This window comes from Ramlibacter sp. (assembly GCF_029866045.1).
Classification (GTDB): domain Bacteria; phylum Pseudomonadota; class Gammaproteobacteria; order Burkholderiales; family Burkholderiaceae_C; genus Ramlibacter.
This window is the reverse complement of the sequence record NZ_JARXAB010000055.1, coordinates 24,378-42,758: the sequence shown is the minus strand read 5'-3', so window position 1 is coordinate 42,758 and position 18,381 is coordinate 24,378. Positions and strand designations below refer to the sequence as shown.

The following is an 18,381-nucleotide window of genomic DNA, read 5'->3' as shown; positions in this document are numbered from 1 at the left end:
GGGGTGGTGATCCATCCGATCATCGACGGCTGCCTGGCGCTGCTGCCACAGTTATCGGGTGAATCGATTGACCGGGTGAGCCTGGAGGTTCACCCGCTGGTGCTCAAACTCACCGGGACCCGCCATCCCGCGCACGCACTGGCCTGCAATGCCAGCGTTTACCACTGGGCGGCGGCCGCTTTGACCTGTGGGCGCGCCGGCATCGCCGAAGCCAGCGAGACTGCCCTGAATCACCCCGACATCGTCGCCTTGCGCGATCGCATCGAGGCGCTGCCCCGAGAGGACCTGGCGCGCGATGAGGCCCGCGTGCAAGTGCACCTGCGGTCAGGCCGCGTGCTGGACACGCACATCCCCCATGCCCGCGGGAGTCGCGATCGGCCCCTGACCGACCCGGAGCTGCAGGCCAAGCTGCTGGCGATGGCGACCCCGGTGCTCGGCGATCACCCAGCCCAAGACCTGGCCACCTTGTGCAACGCCCTGGCCGACGCCGGCCCGGGCTGGCTCGGGCCCCTCTTAACCGCCACTGTTCCTGCCCATTCATCCTGAAAGGAAAGCCTCCATGTCACAGATTCCCCTGCACTGGTCACGCCGCGCCCTCCTGGGCCTCCTCGCCGCAACCGCCCTGTCGACCGCACAGGCCCAGCAGTGGCCGGACCGTCCCGTGCGCTTCATCGTGCCCTTCGCAGCGGGCAGTGGCACGGACATCGTTGCGCGCCTGGTGGGACAAAAGCTGTCCGAGGCCATCAAGCAGCCGGTCATCGTCGAGAACCGAGTCGGCGCCAGCGGGGCCATCGCGGCTGCCGCGGTTGCGCGCGCCACACCCGATGGCTACACGGTCTTCATCGCCACGCAGACCACGCAGGCCTCGAATGCGGGGATGTTCAAGAAGCTGCCCTACGAGCCGATCAAGGACTTCGAGCCGGTGACCATGCTGGGCACCATTCCCCTGATTCTGGTCGTCCACCCGGCTGTGCCGGCCAGAACCGTCGCTGAGTTGCAGGCGCACATGCGTGCCAACCCCGGCAAGTTGTCCATTGGCTATGGCACGGGTGGCGCGCAGGTGACCGCCGAGCTTTTCAAGACCCAGAGCAAATCCGATGTCTTGCTGGTCCCGTACAAGAGCAACCCTTTGGCGCTCCAGGCGGTCATCGCGGGCGAGATCCAGATGATGGTGATTGACCCGGGTCCGTCCCTGCCCCTGATCGAGGCGGGTCGGGTTCGCGCCCTGGCCGTCACCACGGCCAAGCGTACCCCCATCGCGCCGCAGTTGCCCACCATGATCGAGGCGGGTATGGCTGGCTACGAGTTGTCGGCCTGGTACGCCGCGCTGCTGCCCGCCGGCACGCCGGCTGCCGTGCGTGACCGCCTCAATGCAGAACTGGTGAAGGTCATGGCCCTGCCGGAGGTGCGCCAGCAGCTGGGATCGGCGGGTATCGACGCCATGAGCAGCACACCGGCCCAACTCGCCAGGTTCTTGGAAACCGAGCTTGAGCGTTGGTCGACCCATATCCGCAACGCCGGCATGATCCCCGAGTGACGCCAGGAGCTATCCATGTGTGACCACATTGCCCCCATTACACGCGCTTGGAAAGGCTGGCTGCCCTTGCCCGAGCCCACCGGAGAGACCGGGGGCAACGGCCCGTGGACCGACCTGACCCACGTTCTGACCGAGAACCTCTCGCGTTCAACCGCCTTTCCCCAGCCGGTGTTTCGGCATCTCCTCAAGATGCCCGAGGGCAATGCCAACATCACCGAGATCCAGATGGTGGTTCACCATGGAACCCACGTCGATGCACCACGCCACTTCATGATCGACGGCCCCGCCTTTGACCAGATCCCGCTCGATCGGCTCTATGGCACCGCGGTGATCTGGCGCATCGAGAAGGAGCCGTTTGCCCCCATCACCGCCGACGACCTGAAGACCGCCAGACCGAAGCTCAAACGCGGCGACATGGTCTTGCTCGACACCGGCTGGGCCCAGTACATCAACACAGAGAAGTACGAGGACCATCCCTTTTTGACCATCGATGCGGCCGACTGGCTGGTCAGCCACCAGGTCAAGCTGCTCGGAGTGGACTTCAGCACGCCAGACCTGACCGCGCACAAACGCCCGGCGGGTTTCACCTGGCCGGTCCACCAGATTCTGCTGTCGCAGGGCGTGCTGGTCGCCGAGCACCTCACCAACCTTCGCTCGCACGCGAACCAGCGGGTCGAAGCGATGTTTCTTGCGCTGCCTATCGCCGGTTCCGACGGCGCCCCGGCACGCGTTTTGGCCAGACCGCTGGTCGCTGCATGAAAGAGAGCCTGTGATGAACCTATTCAAATCTCGCCGCCTTGCCATGGCTACCATGGCCGCAACCCTCCTGGCCGCCGCCGGTAGCACCTTGGCCCAGTCCTGGCCGGATCGGCCGCTACGTCTGGTCGTGCCGCTTGCCGCAGGCAGCGGGGCCGACCTCGTGGCCCGCTTGTACGCCGAGCAGCTATCGACCGCTCTCGGGCAGCCCGTGGTGATCGACAACAAGCCTGGCGCATCGGGTGCGATTGGCTCTGAATTCGTCGCCCGGGCGCCAGCCGACGGCTACACCCTGCTGCTGGCGAGCGTATCGACCCATGGGTCTAACCCCGGGATGTTCAAGAAGCTGCCCTACGACCCTGTGCGCAACTTCGAAGCCGTGAGCCTGCTGGGGAGCTTTCCGCTGATCATCGTGAGCAATCCTGCACTAGGGGCCAACAGCGTCCAAGATCTTGTGGCCTATGCACGGGCCAACCCGGGCAAGATGACCTTCGCCTACGGCACCGGGTCCGCTCAAGTACTCGCCGAGTTGTTTCGCAAGATCGCCGGCACTGACGTCCTGCTGGTTCCCTACAAGAGCAACCCCCTGGCACTCAACGCTGTGGTCGCAGGCGAAAGCCACGCGATGGCGATCGACCCGGGGGCAGGCCTGCCTCTGATTGCCGCAGGCCGCGTGCGGGGCCATGCCGTGACCACGGCCGTTCGTTCGACCGTCGTCCCGAACCTGCCCACGATGGTCGAATCAGGCTATCCGGAGTACGAGCTGTATGCGTGGAATGCGCTGATGGCTCCTGCCGGCACGCCGACACCGATCCTCGAACGCTTGAGTCGCGAGATTCGCGCCATCGCCGCAAAACCGGATTTTCGTCAAAAGCTACGTACTGCCGGCATAGACGCTCAGGCCTCGACACCCGCCGAATTGCGCCGCTTCGTAGAGACCGAAATAGCCAAGTGGACGGGGCATATCAAAGCAGCAGGCATGGTTCCAGAGTGAGCTGAAGGAGTCGGTTATCGGCACAGATTTGGGAACTATTTGATTTTGAGGCTATTTTTCTTTTTGCCAACAATTGGCAGCTTGATAACATAGCTCAACTAATGACCTTCCCTCCCCGACTCCCCAAGGAAAAAGCAATGAAGAAGTTCGAACGCACTGCGCTTGCCTGCGCGGCTCTGGCAACCTGTTTTCTGGCCGGCTGCGGCTCGTTCGGCGGCAAGTCGACCGCTGCCAAGTGGGGAGGCCCGGCCGAGGCCGAGCTGGACGCCTCCGGCAAACCCAGCCAGACTCGCTCGCAGGTGCTGGCCGAGAGTGGCTTGGGATACCTGCGCCAGGGGGACTTCGACAAAGCCCAGCAGGTTTTCAACACCGCGCTGAAGTTCGACATCAAGAGCGTGCCCCTGCATTTCTTCAACGCCTTGAACTATCAGCTCAAGCACGAGCGGGGTGACCCGGAGAGCTTCAAACTGGCAGAAGCCGGCTACAAAACCGCCGCCTTGCTCGACCCGACCATGGATCTGGCTTACCTCCAACTGGGTAAGTTGTACCTCTCAGCGTCTCGGTTCGGCGACGCACAGAAGGCGTTCGCCCAAGCCATCGATGCGAAGCCCTCCAAACCCCAGGAGGCCTTGTTCGGCCTCGCCCGGGCCGCCTTGCTGGCGGGTGACTCGGCGGCATCGGCCTGGGCGGTCAAGAAGCTCGATGACGCCCGCTGGGATGACCCACGCCTCTTCCGCCTCAAGGCCTTCCAGGCAGCCGTGATCGCCAAGCCTGGGCAAGCCCAGGAAATGCTGGCGAAGTACAACGAAGCTGAGAAGAGCGCGCCGCAACGCCGCTATGTCGACGCACGCATCAACCAGTTGCTGGCCGTGCGGTCCGGCTTTGGCGCCGAGATGTTGGCTGTCTCCGACACGGCGCCGGGCGCAGCGCCAGCCAAGGCGGAAGAAGCCGCCCCGGCAGAAGCAGCAAAGAAAGAGGCTGAGCCCGCAGCCGCAGCAGCGCCCGCCGCCGAAGCGGCAGCTGCTCCCAAAAAGAACTGGTTCAGCTGCGATATCCGTCCGGCACCGGTGGTAGAAAAAGATGCCACGCCACTGATCACGCCGACCGCTTCTGGTGGTGGGGATGAAGGCTGGGTCACCTACGCCCTGCCCATGCCCTGCGACGGCAAGAACCCACCGGTGGCCATCATCGAGGTGACCATGGTGCGGACCGAAGAAAAGGACACCCAAACCTACGGCGTCAACCTGATGGAAGGCCTCAAAGTGGCCAGCGCGTGGCGCTTCACTGGTGGCGCTGTGACGGACAACTTCCGGACTCGGTCCTTCTACACCGAACCGGGCTCCGACCCCATCACGGCCGGCATCCTCAGCTACTCGCTGAACATTGCCAACTCCCTGTACGAGAAGAATGAGGTGGTCGCTCGCCCCACCCTCGCCGCCATCGACCGCTTGCCCTCGGTGTTCTTCAGTGGCTCCACCTACTCGGTGCAAGTTGGCAATGCCAACACCGGATTCACCCTGTCGGACAAGCAGGTGGGCATCTCGCTCTCGGTGACACCCACCTTTGTGAACGAAGAGGAGGTTTTGCTGTCCATCCGCGCTTCCCGGTCCTTCCTGGAGGCGGGCGAGTCGGCCAACATCAAGCTGACCCAGACGCGCAACACGGTCAACGCCAACGCCTTGGTGAACTACGGCGAGACCTTCGTCGTCAACGGCCTGGTGGAACGCGAGAAGGACCGGCTCCAGACGGGCACACCCGTCTTCCAAGAGATCCCGGTCTTGCAGTACTTCTTCAAGAATTCGATCACGGTCGACTACAACCGGCAGATCCTCACCATGGTCACCGTCCGCAAATTGGTGGACAACGACGAAGAGATTGCAAAGGCCAAAAACAAGAAGGGCTTGGTCTCCAAGCACAAGCTGTCCGATCAGGTAGCGGCGTTCGTCGACCTACAGAACGCCCAGCCCGTGCTCGACGAAGTACTGGCCGGCCTGCTCAAGGACAACGGCCTTTACAAGCGCCTGAAAGCCCGCGATCTCATCCAGGAGAGCATTTCGCACAAGGGTACGATCGAACGCATCATCCAGGATGTGAAGGAAATGCTGTACTTCTGATCGGACCGCAGCCGCACAAGACTCAGGCGGCTTGGCCCTCAGCGGCCGCCCGGGTCGCAAGATCCCGGGTAGGAGGGCAGGCCGCGACGCGACGCGACCTGCCTCGGTGTGTCAGAGATTCAGAGCGTCAGCGTGTCAGTGCAATGAGCCGCTGCACGTTGGCCGCCTGGTCCAGGTGCTTGCATTCGGCAGCGAGCTCCGCATAGCCCTTGGCGCCGATAGGAAGCTTGGGGCCGAGTGGTGCCAGCTTGCTGGCCAGCGCGTCAAACTCCAGCGCAAACTCGCGCCCGGTTCCTTCCAGGGTATGGAGCTTTCCATCCCGCGTGAAGATGGTGATGCGCGGCGCAAGCAGGGGGCGCGTATGCGAGGCGGTCACGCGAACGCGCTGCATCATGTCGTGCAGGCCCGGCGGGTCTGGCTCGCCGACACCTCGCACCACGTTCTTGTCCAGAGGAAAGCCGCGTTCGAGCACGCCATACGCGGCGTAGTAGTGGGGCCGCTCGCGCTCCGGGCCCGCGTCGTTGCGGCGCGTCGGAAATGCGGGGCTGGGGTACTGGGTCTCCAGCCAATGCACTTCGCATTCGATAGAGACGACATCTTCGGGCTGAATGTTGTCACGCCGGCAAAGCTGCGCGGTCACTTCCACGTGAGGAATGTTGTATCCCGGCGTCGAATAAATCCGGAAAAGCGTATCCAAGAACAGCCACTGACTACCCAGGTTTGCCACGACATCTGAGAGATCGGCATGCAGGCTGTCGGTGAAGCTGTAACGCAGCGGGTGCCCGAGGGTGCCTGCGTAGGTGCGGTAAAAGCCCGCCTCCCCTTCCAAGGACAGTTCTCCTCCCGCCCCCCCGTTGCGCGCAATGGCCGCGGCCAGCAGGCCATTGCGAGCCACTGCGCCCTCATGCAGCGCCTTGGGTCCGCCTTCCAGATTGCCGGCGGCCAGGTTCACGCACTGCCCAATGGCCACATGGATCTGGTCGGCCGTGAGATCAAGCGCCTTGGCAGCCGCAACCGCCGCACCGAAGATGCCGAACACCTGCCCCGCGTGAAAACCGCGCGACATCATCGTCGGAACAAAGTCCTTGGCGAGCCGGTAGGCCACTTCATAGCCGGCAGCGACCGCGGTCAGGTACTGCCGACCGGAGCATTGGGTTTCCTCGGCGATCGCCAGGGCTGCAGGCAGTACCAAGGAGCCGGGGTGCACCACAAGCCGGAAGGTGTCCCATTTGCCACCGGCCACCATCATCTCGGTGTTCACAAAGGCCGCAGCGGAGCGACCGAGTTTGACGTCGTGCCCGAGAACGCTGGTGTTGCCCGGCCCTGCGCCATCGTCTTTCATGATCGCCAGCGCCTGCTGCGCGTCGGGGAACTGGCTCCCAACCAAGGCCGAGGTCAGGCCTTGAAGGGTTGCGGCGCAGGCGCGGTTGACGACGGCAGGGGGCAGGTCTTCGAAGCGAAGCTGATGGACCCACTGGGCGAGTTGGCGGCTGAGGCTTTGTGTCATGGCAGGCACATCGCGCCGCCGTCGACAGCGACGGAGGCGCCCGTGATGAAGCTGGCACGGGCGGAGGCGAGAAACACGGCAACTGCGGCGACTTCCTGCGGCTGTCCGTAGCGACCCAGCGGAAGGCGCGCCGCCACTTCGGCCCGCAGTTCGTCTTCTGGACGCCCCGAGGTTTGGGACTTGACCCGCAAGGCCGCCTTGGCCCGATCAGTTTCGATCGGACCCGGGTTGATGGCATTGATGCGGATGCCGCGGTGACCCCACGCTTTTGCGGTGGTGGCGCTCACCAGCAACAGCGCTGCGTTCGCGGCTCCTCCGGCAATGTGCAGCGGGTTGGCCAACTTGCCGCCGGTCCCGGCGATGTTGACGATGGCGCCGCGCCCGCGCTGCGCCATGCGCGGGATGACCGCATCGAGCGCAGTGACCGTGGGCATGTACTTGTCGCGCATGCCGTCGGCCCAGCGGGTGCTGTCTGTGCTGTCGACGGGGTGGTACTTGGCCGCGCCAGCAGAATTGACCAGAACATCGATGGGGCCCACGGCGACTTCGATGCGTTCGATCGCCGCCTGCACCGCCTGGGCGTCGCCCATCTCCACGCACTCGGTATGCACGGCCAAGCCTGCGCCCGCCAGCTCTGTCGCCGCCTCCAGCAAGGCGGTTTGGGTCCGCGCCATGATGGCCACCTTGGCGCCCTCTACCGCAAACGCGCGGGCACAGGCCAAGCCAATTCCACGGCTGCCGCCCGTCACAACGACCACTTTTCCTGCAAGTTCAAGATCCATCGGATTTCCTCAAATATGGCGCCAGGCCGTCCCGGCCCATTGGCCAGCGGGCACCTGCCCGTGCTCAGCTCCGCGCTGAGCGACCCAGGAGGGAAGCGAACTGACAGACCTCGATACTAGATCCCATTCAGGGCGTATAGCCTCCACTCAAACCCGCGGATGCATTTCTTTTATTTCAATCAAATTGCGAATTGACTACTCAGTATCGGGCGCGCATTGAGATGTCCCGAAGGTGGCCGGGGGGGCCGTACCCGCGTCCTCAATTGCCAGCATGAAGCCTCACCTGCAGCCCTAGGTTTCCTGGGTTGCGGGTCGTGGCAAGCCGCGCTTTAATAGCGCTTAGATCTTCGGTTTTTGCACAGCCAAGCCCATCTCAAAGTAACCATAAAAATCCAGGAGACATCTCATGAAGCACTCACTCACTCGCCGCTCTGTCCTGGTGGGTTCTGCGGCGACGGCGCTAGGCCTGCCTTCCCTCTCACTCGCGCAGGACGACTATCCGAACCGCCTCATCAGGCTCGTGGTTCCAGTGGCGCCAGGTGCCGCCACCGACAATCTCGCCCGCTTGATCGCAGAGCAACTCCGGGTCAAGGCCGGCAAGCCCGTGATCGTTGAAAACCGTGCCGGAGGGGCGTCGGGTAATGTGGGGGCAGAGCATGTGTTCCGCTCGCCTCCTGATGGCTATACCTTCATGTTTTCTGCAGCGGGCCCGATTGCACTGAACAAGCTGGTGATGGCCAAGATGCCCTATGAGCCCTCAGAGTTCACCCATATCTCCCTGGCTGCCCTGATTCCGAACGTGCTCCTGGTGCGCTCGGACTCGCCGTACAAATCAGTGCGCGACCTCATCGCTGCCGCCAAGGCCAACCCGGGGAAGCTCAATTACGGCAGCGGCGGTGCGGGGACCACCACGCACATCACTTCCGAATTGCTCAAGACTTTGAGCGGCACCGACATCGTTCATGTGCCCTACAAAGCCAGTGCCGCGGCCGTTACCGCGCAGTTGCAGGGCCAGACCGACTTCCAATTCTCCGAGTTGAGCAGCACCTACCAGCACGTCAAGAGCGGCGCCCTGCGCGCCCTGGCCGTGGGCAGTGAGACGCGCGCACCCCTGCTACCCGACGTTCCGACCCTGTCGGAGACGATTCCCGGCTTCGCCTCCACCGTCTGGTACGGTGTCGTCGCGCCGCCCAAAACCCCGCCGGCAATCGTCGCCAAGGTGTCGGGCTGGGTGAGCGAAATCATGAAGCAGCCCGAGATGGTGGCCCGGCTGCAGGCGATCAACATCGTGCCCATTGGCAGCAACCCTGCCGAGATGGGGCGCTTTGTTCAGGCCGAACTCGATCGCTGGGGCTCCGTGGTGCGCGCAGCGAAGATTTCGGTCGAGTAAATACGACGCCAGGCGCTCAGCATGGCGCAGATGTCTGCGCCACGCTCAGGTCACTGCATTCAGGCGTCCAGCGGCTTGGGGGGTTGCCCGAAGTCGGGGGAATCCACCCGGCCCTCCAGGATGCGGATCCCCCCGAAAGACGCCTGCTTGGGCGTGTGGTTGATGCGCTCCTGCTCACGGATGGCGGTGTAGTTGGGAATGGCCACGTTGAATGACTCCACCTGCAACAACTCGAGGGGCTCGTCCCCGACGGCCTCAAACCAGTACTTGAAGTTGCGCGGGACCATGACCCCTTCGCGGGGGCCGAGTTCGGCCACGACCACATCCCCCTCGCCGTAGAAGCGCACCCGCCCGGACAAGACGAACCAGAAGCCGTCGAGGTGGCGGTGGGAGTGAAGGTTGTTCTCGCCGCCGCTCCTGAGCGTCTGCACATTGGCCATCATCCGGTCGGTGCGGGCCAGGCGCGTGATGAACTTGCCCTGGAAGTCGCCTTCCGGCAGCTCCGGCGTCGTGTAGCGAAAGACCTGCGCAGGCCCTGCCGCTTCAATGGTGTCACTCATTGCCTTCACTCCATCTTGATGTTGGCGGTGCGGATGATGTCGCCGAACTTCTTGGTGTCGGCTTTCATCATGGCGCTGAAGGCCTCAGGCCCCTGGAACCAAACTTCCTGGCCAGTAGCGGCCAGCTTCTCCTGCGTGGTCGGGTCGTTCATGATCTTTCCGAGTTCGGCCGCCAGCTTGTCGATGACGGGTTTTGGCGTGCCCGCGGGCACCATGATGGCCTGCCATGAGCGCAGGTCGAAGGCCGGAAGCCCCGCCTGCGAGAAGCTGGGCACTCCGGGCAGGCCCGCAGCACCCGTGTGTGCGAGCGCGCGCAATTTGCCAGACTTGATGTGCGGGGTCACCGTGAAAGGCACCGAGAAGATGGCTTTGACCTGGCCGGAGAGCAGGTCCTGCACCGCCTGCCCGCCGCCCTTGTAGGGCACATGCCGCATCCGGGTGCCGGCCACCTGGTTGAACAATTCAGCCGCGATATGGTTGGCGTTGCCATGACCGGAAGAGGCGTAGTCGATCCCGTCCGGCCGGGACTTGGCCAGCGCGATGAACTCCTGCACGGTAGTGGTCGGAACACTGGGGTGCACGACTAAAACAAACTCGCTCTTGATGAGGGTGGCGACTGGCAGGAAGTCCTTCTCGCTGTCATAAGGCAGGTTCGCCATGAGCAGCGGGTTGATGACATGGGTGCTGGCGGTCAGCAGCAGGGTGTGGCCATCCGGCGGCGACTTCGCAGCCGCCAGCGTGGCGATGGTGGTGTTGCCACCGGCGCGGTTGTCCACGATCACGGGCTGGCCCCATGCCTGGGTCAAGCGATCGCCGATCAGGCGTGCCACGGGGTCCAAGCTGCCCCCTGGCGCGAAAGGCACCAGGATACGAATAGGCTTGTTCGGATAGGCAGCGGGCGACTGCGCCAGCGCGAAGGGAGCAAGGCTGGCCAATAAAGCGGCAGCAGCCACGGTTCTTCGGTTCAGTGGGAGCATGGGTCTCTTCCGGTTCAGGGGCCATCGGGCCGATGCAGCGCGAATAAAATCCCCAGCGACACGCAAGTTAAGTCGAGCAAACGCCCTTTGCCAGCGGGTTTTCCCTCGACGTTGCAGACCGGTTTCGCGTCGGCGCAAAGCCCAACGATCGAAACCGTGCGCTTGTGTGCGTGGGCGGCGCTCAAGGCGCAGGTTTGTGGAAGCTGGGCCAGCGCTGAAGCACCAGCTCACGCGAGGCGCCGTAGGCGTAGCAGGTGTCGATCTTGCGCGGTATGCCGTCCGGCCCCAGGGCGTCGAGGGCCGCCGGGCTGCGCACCGAGGCCAGGGCAATCGTGGCAGCACTCGCCAGTGGGATCAGCAACTCGCGCAGGTGCGCGCAGGTGTCGCCCGTGGGCAGGCGTTTGCGTACCTCGCTGCCCCAGCCGGCGCCGATCTTCAAACCCACCAAGGCCTGCAGGGAGTCGCCACCCCCATTGCACTCCCGGTAGGGGTAAGCGGCGAAGAAGGTGCTCACCTCGCGCACCACCATGTCGGCGCCAAAAACCAGGGTCAGGCCCAGGTCGTGAATCGGGTCGCCCGCGGGCACCACCCGCTCGCCGGAGGGCGGGCGAAACTCGTGCGGCTTGCGGTCGCTGAGGCTGGCCTCGATCTCGAATAAGCCGTCGCCCCGGCGCCAACCACGAAACTGGATTTGACGGAGGTGGAGCTCCTCCCGGGGGATGTCGTCGGTGTGCATGGAAAGAGTATGCCGTGGGCGGTGAATGCGCTCGCGAGCCAGCCGGGGTCGCTGCGTCCCGGCGGCCGCTCAAAAGGAGCGCGGGAGCTTGAGCACGTGCTCGGCGACGTGGCTCAGGATCATGTTGGTGGAGATGGGTGCTACCTGGTAGAGACGGGTTTCGCGGAACTTGCGCTCGACGTCGTACTCGCAGGCAAAGCCAAAACCACCATGGGTCTGCAAGCAGGCGTTGGCCGCCTCCCAGCTGGCCTTGGCGGCCAGGTACTTGGCCATATTGGCCTCAACACCAGCGTTCTGGCGCGCGTCGATCTTCTCGCAGGCACGCCAACGCATGAGGCTGGCTGCTTCCAATTCAATGAAGGACTCGGCCAGCGGGAATTGAATGCCCTGGTTCTGGCCGATGGGCCGCCCGAACACCTTGCGCTCATTGGCATAGTTGCGCGCCCGCTCGATGAACCAATAGCCGTCGCCGATGCATTCGGCCGCAATCAGGGTGCGCTCGGCGTTGAGGCCCTCGAAGATCACCTTGAGGCCCTTGCCCTCCTGCCCGAGCAGCGCGTCTTCGGGCAGCTCGAGGTTGTCGAAGAACAGCTCGTTGGTTTCATGGTTGACCATGTTCAAAATAGGCCGCACCGTGAGGCCGTTGCCGATGGCCTTGTCCAGCTCGATGATGAAGCAGCTGAGGCCGTCGCTCTTGCGCTCTACCTCGGAAATAGGGGTGGTGCGGGCCAGCAAAATCAGCAGGTCGCTGTGCTGCACGCGGGAGATCCAGACCTTCTGGCCGTTGATCACCCAGCGGCCGTCTTTCTTAACCGCGGTGGTCTTGAGCTTGGTGGTGTCGCTGCCGGTGGTGGGCTCGGTCACCCCCATGGCCTGCACCCGCAGTTCGCCGGCGGCGATCTTGGGCAGGTAATGTTCTTTTTGCGCCTGGGATCCGCTGAACACGATGGTGTTCATGACATACATCTGCCCGTGGCAGGCGCCGGAGTTGCCGCCGGAGCGGTTGATTTCTTCCATGATGACCGAGGCCTCGGCCATAGACAGGCCCGGGCCGCCGAACTCCTGCGGAATCAATGCGGCCAGCCAGCCGGCCTTGGTGAGCGCGGTCACGAACTCCTCTGGGTAACCCCGCTTTTCATCGATCTTGCGGAAGTACTCGTCGGGGTACTGGGCGCAGAGCGCGCGCACTGCGTCGCGAAGTTCCTGGTATTGGTCGGGGGCGTGGAGCATGAGAAAAGTCCTGGAGGGGGCGCGGCTGGGCAGCGCATGGAGCCGCAATCAAAATCATATTCCTTGATCCAGCGCCGATGAAACCGCATTGATTGATCGGCGGATCAACAGGCGAGCGCCGAGTGCTACCGGCGGCCTCCAAGATTGCGCCCTAGACTTTTTGACCCGCTTTGAACGGCTCAACGCCGCACCAGTCCACGATCGTGGTGGCAACGACGGCGACCGCCGAGAGGTAGTCCTCCACATCCACCCATTCGTCTGTTTGTCCGTTTTGCGACAAATCGCCGCACAGGGGGCCGAGACCCACCGTCGGGATTGCCTTTTGGACCATCGGGTTGCGGATGTCGCTGGACGTGTGCATCGGGTTGACCTGAGGCACATGGCCGGTAACCTGCTCAATGGCACCGGCCAACGCCCGATACAGCGGGTGCTCCGATGAGACCTCGGCTCCGGTGACGCCCGACTCCCATTGCAGTTGCGGCGGGTGCTCGCGAAACCACGGATCGTCCTGACCCAAGGCCGCCAAAGTCTCCTCCACCTGTCTCATCACCTGGGCCATCGGCTCTGGCGGCGCAAACGAGATGGCGCCTCCGAGCCAGCACTCGCTGCGCACGCGCGAGAGCGAGTCGGTCGGGTCGCAGTTCATCGTGGACACCATGAGATTGGTCGATCGGCCCACCGCCTGATGCAGCAAGGGGTGGTGCAGCTGGGCGCCGCGCCGTTCGTCCAAGCGCATGAGTGCTTCAAACACCTGGAAAGCCTTGGCCACCGGATTGACGGCCAGATGCGCAAAGGCGGTCTGCAGGGGCTCGGAGGTCGGCGGCGCGGTGCCTTCGACCCGGATCCTGAATTCCAGCTGCCCGGATGCGAAAGCCTTGATTTCCTTCATACCCAACCCTGATTCAGCAGGGTGAAGATAGATGGCGGCGTCAGCCGTGAGCCCCTGGTGCAACAGCGCAGAGACACCTCGCGCATGCCGCTTGCTGGGCGTACTGACCAAGATGACATCCCCCTTGGGCTGCAAGCCGCAAGCCTTGAGCAGCGCAATCGCCTGGGTGTAGATGGCCACCCCAGCCAGGTCGTCGGCAACGCCCCAGCCGTGGATCCGGTCGCCGCTGATCTCGCCTTTGAAGGGGTCATGCCTCCATTCATCGAGCCGGGAAAGCGGCTCGCTGTCGGGGTGGCCAAAAAATAGCAGGCTTCGGCCCGCACCCGGCGTTCCGATACGCGCCACGACGCACTGGCGCAGGCCCGGCGTCATGGCTTCCTCGGCGGCAAACTCTTCGACCATGGGAACGGCTTGCGGGTCGTATTCGACCCACTCAACACGGCAGCCCATGTCTGCAGACGCTTTTGCAATGGCGCGAAGCACGGCGGCCTCGCCGTGCCGGGTCTCGGCGATCAAGTCCCGCAAAAAACCGACGATGCTCTCGCGCCGGCTGGCAACCGTTTGCGCAAGAAGGGGGGCAAATTCATTCATTCGGCGGCCTTCTCGTGCGTGTGTTCTGAAGGAATCAGGCCAGCTCGATCAGCAGGTCCTGCGCGCCTTCCCACAAGACCTTCTTACCCAGAGCCGGGAGCTGGTCGAGGTTGGAGGTGAGCGTGATGAAGTGGTTTCCCGCGAGCTGGCCCAGCTTGCTGGCAAAGTGCACGCTGCCATACGCCAGCAAGATTTCACACTCGCTGATACCCCCGGGATAAAGAATCATCTGCCCTGGGGCCGGGTAGCTGGTGTGGTTTTCCCACTTCAAATCGAAGTGCTTGTCGCCCAGCGGGATCCAGACGCCCTCGCCACTCCAGCGCACGTGAATCAGCTTTTGCCGATAAGGAAACAAGGGGAGCATGGCGGCACAGGTCTCGGGCGCCAGCGTGGTTTCGAGTCGGGCGTCGAAGACAAAAGAGCCTGCGGTAATTTTGAGTTGTGGGAGGTGCGGCTGTGAGCTCATGGGGGGTACGTGTGGCTAAAGAAGCGCCCGAAGGGGCTGTGGTCAGATGCGAGCGCGCAGGATCAGGCCACCTTGGGGCGGGCCATCTCCGGCCGGCCGCATGGAAGGAACTGCCCCTGGCCGGCGGCGGCCATCAACTTGCCATCGCCAATGACGACCTGGCCGCGGGAAAGGACAGTGACAGGCCAGCCATCCACCACCATGCCCTCATAGGGCGTGTAGTCGACATTGTGGTGAAGCTTGTCACTGCGGATGACACGACGCAGGTCAGGGTCGAACACCACCACGTCGGCATCGCTCCCGACGGCGATAGCACCCTTGCGAGGATGCAAACCGTACATCTTGGCCGGATTGGTCGACACCAGTTCGACAAATTTGTTCAAACTGATCCGACCCTTCTTGACGCCCTCGGAAAAGAGGATGGGAAGGCGGGTCTCGATGCCTGGCACACCGTTGGGGATCCAGTTGAACGGCGTGCTCTCGCCCTTGAGCATCTTGCCTGTCTCGGACTGATAGCGAAACGGGGCATGGTCCGAGGAAAAGATGTGGAACAGGCCGCTGTCCAGGCCGTCCCAGATGACCGACTGGTTCGCCTTGTTGCGCGGTGGTGGGCTGCAAATGCACTTGGCGCCCTCGAAGCCGGGCTTGGCCAGGTCTTCTTCGGTGAGGGTGATGTATTGAGGACAGGTCTCGGCGTAGATGCGCATGCCACGGCCCTGCGCCCAATGAATTTGCTCCACCGCCTCACGCCCTGAGACATGAACGATGAGGATGGGGACATCCGCAAGTTCGGCGAAGGTGATGGCGCGGTGCGTGGCTTCGCGCTCGACCAGCATCGGCCTTGCGGCCGCGTGGTATCGCGGCTCGGTCTTGCCCTGCTCGAGCAATGTATCGGTGAGCCAGGCGATCAGGTCCGAGTTTTCGGCATGGATCATGGCCATGGCGCCATGCTGGCGAGCCACCGACAGAAGCTGTACGACCTGCTTGTCGTTCAACTTCATGTCGTCATAGGTCATGTAGATCTTGAACGAGGTGTATCCCTCGCCGATCAAACGCGGGAGATCCACTTTCAGGAGCGCTTCGGTGGGGTCGCTCACGATCAGGTGGAAGGCGTAGTCGATGACGGCCTTGCCTTGGGCTCGGCGGTGATAGTCATCCACCGCGGCCTGCATTGGCATGCCGCGGAACTGGCAGGCGAAGGGAATGACCGTGGTCGTTCCGCCAAAGGCCGCTGCGACTGTGCCGGTGTAGAAGTCGTCGGCGCACTGGGAGCCGTCGCCGGTCGGCTGGTCGAGGTGGCAGTGTCCGTCCACACCACCGGGAAGAACCAGCCGCCCCTTGGCGTCAATCACTTGGTTGCCATCGGGCAAGTTTCGACCAATGGCCTGGATCTTGCCCTCGCTGATTCCTACATCAGCTTCAAACGTGTCAGAGGCAGTGACGACGGTACCGCCACGGATGATGGTTTCAAATCGTGTCATCCCAGATCCTGGTTGCGTGGGGCCAGATAGGCCTGGCTTTCAATCTCGCGACGCGCATCGTTTTGCAGGTTTTGCAGATGGCGGCGCATGGCGGCCTGGGCCGACTTGACGTCGCGCTGCATGACCGCGTCCATGATCTCGATGTGCTCCACATCGCTTTCGGACTGACGGTGGAAGGGTGAGGAGATGCGAAACAGCCGGGCCACCACCCGCTCGCGCTGGATGGCGCGCGCCAGGGCCTGGTTTCTGGCCATGGTGGCGAAGAAGGAGTGGAAGCGGTTGTCAAATTGCCAATGCGCCAAGTCGTCCTGTGACGACGCAGGCAGCGCCTTCAACTCGTCGTGAAGGGATTTCAGTTCGGCATCCGGCGCGATGGCAATTGCGCGCTCGATGGCATGACACTCCAGCAGTTCTCTCACCTCCATGCACTCGAAGAAATCCCGAATGGATACCGAGCGCACACGGAAAACTCCCTCAGCCGTTTTCTCCAGCAGGCCCTCGCCCGCCAGTCGCACCAAGGCCTCGCGCATGGGGGTTCGGGAGACGTTCAGCTCCGTGGCGAGTCGCCCTTCGGAGAGGCCCGTTCCGCCCACAATATGTCGACCCAGGATCAATGTGCGCAGATGCGAATACGCCTGCTCCGCCAGGTTGGGGCTGCCCTCCGGGCGTTGCGGAAAACTACCCGCCGGCCGGGGTTTGTGCTCCAGATCGATCGCGTGCAACGCCAGTCCCATGGCTTTAGCCTTTCAGTGTCCTTCGTTGACCGAAATTGATTTGTAGGCGCGGCCATAGCGCGCCTCAATACGCCTTTGAATGATGTCCCACACGGAGGTGAGGAGCAAATAGTAGAGGGCCGCGACGGCAAATAGCTCGAGGACCAGGAATTTCTCCTGGATCAGGATTTGCGTCTTGCGAAGCAGTTCCTCCATGGAGATGACGGAAGTGATCGATGTGGTTTTGAGCAGACCGTTGATGCTGTTGCCGAGCGCCGGAATGATGATCCGGATCGCCTGGGGCAACACCACGTACATCATGGTCTGCGCGGAATTGAGGCCCAGCGCTCGTGCGGCGCTGCTCTGGCCAGCCGACACACCCAGAATGCCTCCGCGGATGATTTCCGCCAGGTAGGCCGCTTCATTGAGAACCAGGCCCAGCAGGGCCGACTCCAGAACCGAAAATTTGATTCCGAGCTGCGGCAAGCCGGTGTAGATGATGATCAACTGAACCAGCAGCGGCGTGCCGCGGAAGATCCAGATGTAGCCTTTGGCGATGGCCACCATCCATTTGTGGCTTGAGAGGCGCAGGAGCGAAAGCAGGCACCCCACGACCAGTCCGCCAGCAATGGCAGCCACCGTCAACCCCAGGGTGACAAAAGCCCCCTGCAGAAGATAGGGGTTCACCAGGTACTCGAAGAACCCGCCCCAATCCCAAGCCTTCATTCCGACTCCCTGGTGATGCTGTACTTCGGGCTGCAGGCGATCGCTCGACCGCCTGTAGCCCGCTGGCCTTTACTTGCTCGGGCCGTTGACCTTGATCGGATCCTTGTTGGCCAGCAGGCCGTACTCCGACATCAACTTGGCGTAGGTGCCGTCTTTTTGCATGTCGTTGAACACGCCCACGACGGCATTGGCGAGGACTGTGCTCTTGAGTGCCAGGGCCACAGGCGTGGGGAACAGGCCGCTGATGGCGCGGTCGAACTCTCCGCGCTTGGCATATTCCGCTCCGGTGGAATCAATGGTCACACTGGCCTCGGTTTGGCCCGCGCGCAGTGCCTGGTAGGCGGTGGCAAAGTTGTCGAAGGTGCGGATGTTGATGCCCTTGAGGCCCTTTGCCTTGAGCATGTCATCGAGTTCCTTGAGCTTGCGCTCTTCGAAACCACCAAGCTCGACGCCCACCGTGCGACCGGCGAGGTCTTCAGGCTTGGAGATCTTGAGCGGATTGCCCTTGGCAACCGAAATGCTCACCGCTTGCGCTTCGTACTGAATCATCTGCATGATCTTGGCCCGCTCTTCGGTCCAGAAGATGCCGGTGTTGATCAAATCCCAGCGCCCGGACTGCAGGCCGGGAACCATCGCTGAAAACTCGATCTTGATGTATTCGGGCTTCAGGCAAAGGCGTTTGGCGATTTCGTCACCCAACGTGATACGCATGCCTTTGAGGACACCCGCACTGTCGACGAACTGCATCGGGGGCAGGGTTGGGTTGGTAGACATGACCAGGGTGCCTGGCTTGACCAGCTCGGAGGCCGGCACCTTGGGCGCGCAGGTCTGCGCAGCGGCCAGGCCGGTCAGCGCCATGGATCCAGCCAGGACCAGGCACGCACGAAGGTTGAATCCGAAAACGCTCTTTTTCATCGCGGGGCTCCTTTGAG

Annotated in this window: 17 protein-coding genes and 1 pseudogene; 6 read left to right on the top strand and 12 right to left on the bottom strand. The window is 63.1% G+C overall.

What is annotated here, in order from left to right; genetic code table 11:
- From QE494_RS06625 to QE494_RS06605, 5 genes and pseudogenes are all read left to right on the top strand, one after another.
- A pseudogene (locus QE494_RS06625) lies at positions 1-546 on the top strand (MmgE/PrpD family protein); the annotation flags it as partial.
- Between the two features lie 13 nt (positions 547-559).
- A complete protein-coding gene (locus QE494_RS06620; RefSeq protein WP_300042123.1) occupies positions 560-1,537 on the top strand; it encodes a tripartite tricarboxylate transporter substrate binding protein in 978 nt (325 codons plus the stop codon).
- A gap of 15 nt (positions 1,538-1,552) precedes the next feature.
- Positions 1,553-2,296 carry a cyclase family protein gene (locus QE494_RS06615; protein ID WP_300042122.1) on the top strand — a complete coding sequence of 248 codons (744 nt, stop codon included), beginning with the start codon at positions 1,553-1,555 and terminating at the stop codon, positions 2,294-2,296.
- A gap of 13 nt (positions 2,297-2,309) precedes the next feature.
- Positions 2,310-3,287, top strand: coding sequence for a tripartite tricarboxylate transporter substrate binding protein (locus QE494_RS06610; RefSeq protein WP_300042121.1), 978 nt, complete (start codon positions 2,310-2,312; stop codon positions 3,285-3,287).
- A 137-nt stretch (positions 3,288-3,424) separates the two neighbouring features.
- Positions 3,425-5,401 (top strand): tetratricopeptide repeat protein, encoded by a 1,977-nt coding sequence (locus tag QE494_RS06605; protein WP_300042120.1) that lies wholly within the window; start codon positions 3,425-3,427, stop codon positions 5,399-5,401.
- Between the two features lie 127 nt (positions 5,402-5,528).
- Here the strand turns inward: QE494_RS06605 and QE494_RS06600 are convergent, their stop codons facing one another.
- Positions 5,529-6,908, bottom strand: a complete 1,380-nt coding sequence (locus QE494_RS06600) for an MmgE/PrpD family protein (RefSeq protein ID WP_300042119.1) — start codon at positions 6,906-6,908, stop codon at positions 5,529-5,531.
- Positions 6,905-7,690, bottom strand: coding sequence for an SDR family NAD(P)-dependent oxidoreductase (locus QE494_RS06595; RefSeq protein WP_300042118.1), 786 nt, complete (start codon positions 7,688-7,690; stop codon positions 6,905-6,907). The genes QE494_RS06600 and QE494_RS06595 overlap by 4 nt, the downstream gene beginning before the upstream one ends.
- A 406-nt stretch (positions 7,691-8,096) precedes the next feature.
- Here QE494_RS06595 and QE494_RS06590 point away from each other — a divergent pair, with 406 nt between their 5' ends.
- Positions 8,097-9,080: a tripartite tricarboxylate transporter substrate binding protein gene (locus QE494_RS06590; RefSeq protein WP_300042117.1), complete on the top strand. Its 984-nt coding sequence runs from the start codon at positions 8,097-8,099 to the stop codon at positions 9,078-9,080.
- A 59-nt stretch (positions 9,081-9,139) separates the two neighbouring features.
- Here QE494_RS06590 and QE494_RS06585 read toward each other — a convergent pair whose 3' ends face one another.
- From QE494_RS06585 to QE494_RS06540, 10 genes are all read right to left on the bottom strand, one after another.
- Positions 9,140-9,640 (bottom strand): cupin domain-containing protein, encoded by a 501-nt coding sequence (locus QE494_RS06585; protein ID WP_300042116.1) that lies wholly within the window; start codon positions 9,638-9,640, stop codon positions 9,140-9,142.
- A 5-nt stretch (positions 9,641-9,645) separates the two neighbouring features.
- Positions 9,646-10,617 (bottom strand): tripartite tricarboxylate transporter substrate binding protein, encoded by a 972-nt coding sequence (locus tag QE494_RS06580; protein ID WP_300042115.1) that lies wholly within the window; start codon positions 10,615-10,617, stop codon positions 9,646-9,648.
- Between the two features lie 181 nt (positions 10,618-10,798).
- Complete coding sequence (locus tag QE494_RS06575) at positions 10,799-11,353, bottom strand: DUF2889 domain-containing protein (RefSeq protein ID WP_300042114.1); 555 nt, start codon at positions 11,351-11,353, stop codon at positions 10,799-10,801.
- 69 nt (positions 11,354-11,422) lie between these two features.
- Positions 11,423-12,583 (bottom strand): acyl-CoA dehydrogenase family protein, encoded by a 1,161-nt coding sequence (locus tag QE494_RS06570; protein ID WP_300042113.1) that lies wholly within the window; start codon positions 12,581-12,583, stop codon positions 11,423-11,425.
- Positions 12,584-12,734: 151 nt separating this feature from the next.
- The gene (locus QE494_RS06565) at positions 12,735-14,063 is read right to left on the bottom strand and encodes a M20/M25/M40 family metallo-hydrolase (protein ID WP_300042112.1); all 1,329 of its coding nucleotides are present in this window, start codon (positions 14,061-14,063) and stop codon (positions 12,735-12,737) included.
- 34 nt (positions 14,064-14,097) lie between these two features.
- Positions 14,098-14,529, bottom strand: coding sequence for a DUF3830 family protein (locus tag QE494_RS06560; RefSeq protein WP_300042111.1), 432 nt, complete (start codon positions 14,527-14,529; stop codon positions 14,098-14,100).
- Positions 14,530-14,591: 62 nt separating this feature from the next.
- Positions 14,592-16,010, bottom strand: a complete 1,419-nt coding sequence (hydA, locus tag QE494_RS06555) for a dihydropyrimidinase (RefSeq protein ID WP_300042110.1) — start codon at positions 16,008-16,010, stop codon at positions 14,592-14,594.
- A complete protein-coding gene (locus tag QE494_RS06550; RefSeq protein ID WP_300042109.1) occupies positions 16,007-16,744 on the bottom strand; it encodes a GntR family transcriptional regulator in 738 nt (245 codons plus the stop codon). Before QE494_RS06550 ends, hydA begins: the two co-directional genes overlap by 4 nt.
- Before the next feature lie 12 nt (positions 16,745-16,756).
- Entirely contained in the window at positions 16,757-17,449 is a 693-nt protein-coding gene (locus tag QE494_RS06545) for an amino acid ABC transporter permease (RefSeq protein ID WP_300042108.1), read from the bottom strand.
- A gap of 69 nt (positions 17,450-17,518) precedes the next feature.
- On the bottom strand, positions 17,519-18,364 hold the full coding sequence (locus QE494_RS06540) for an ABC transporter substrate-binding protein (RefSeq protein WP_300042107.1): 846 nt from the start codon (positions 18,362-18,364) through the stop codon (positions 17,519-17,521).
- Positions 18,365-18,381: the final 17 nt, after the last annotated feature.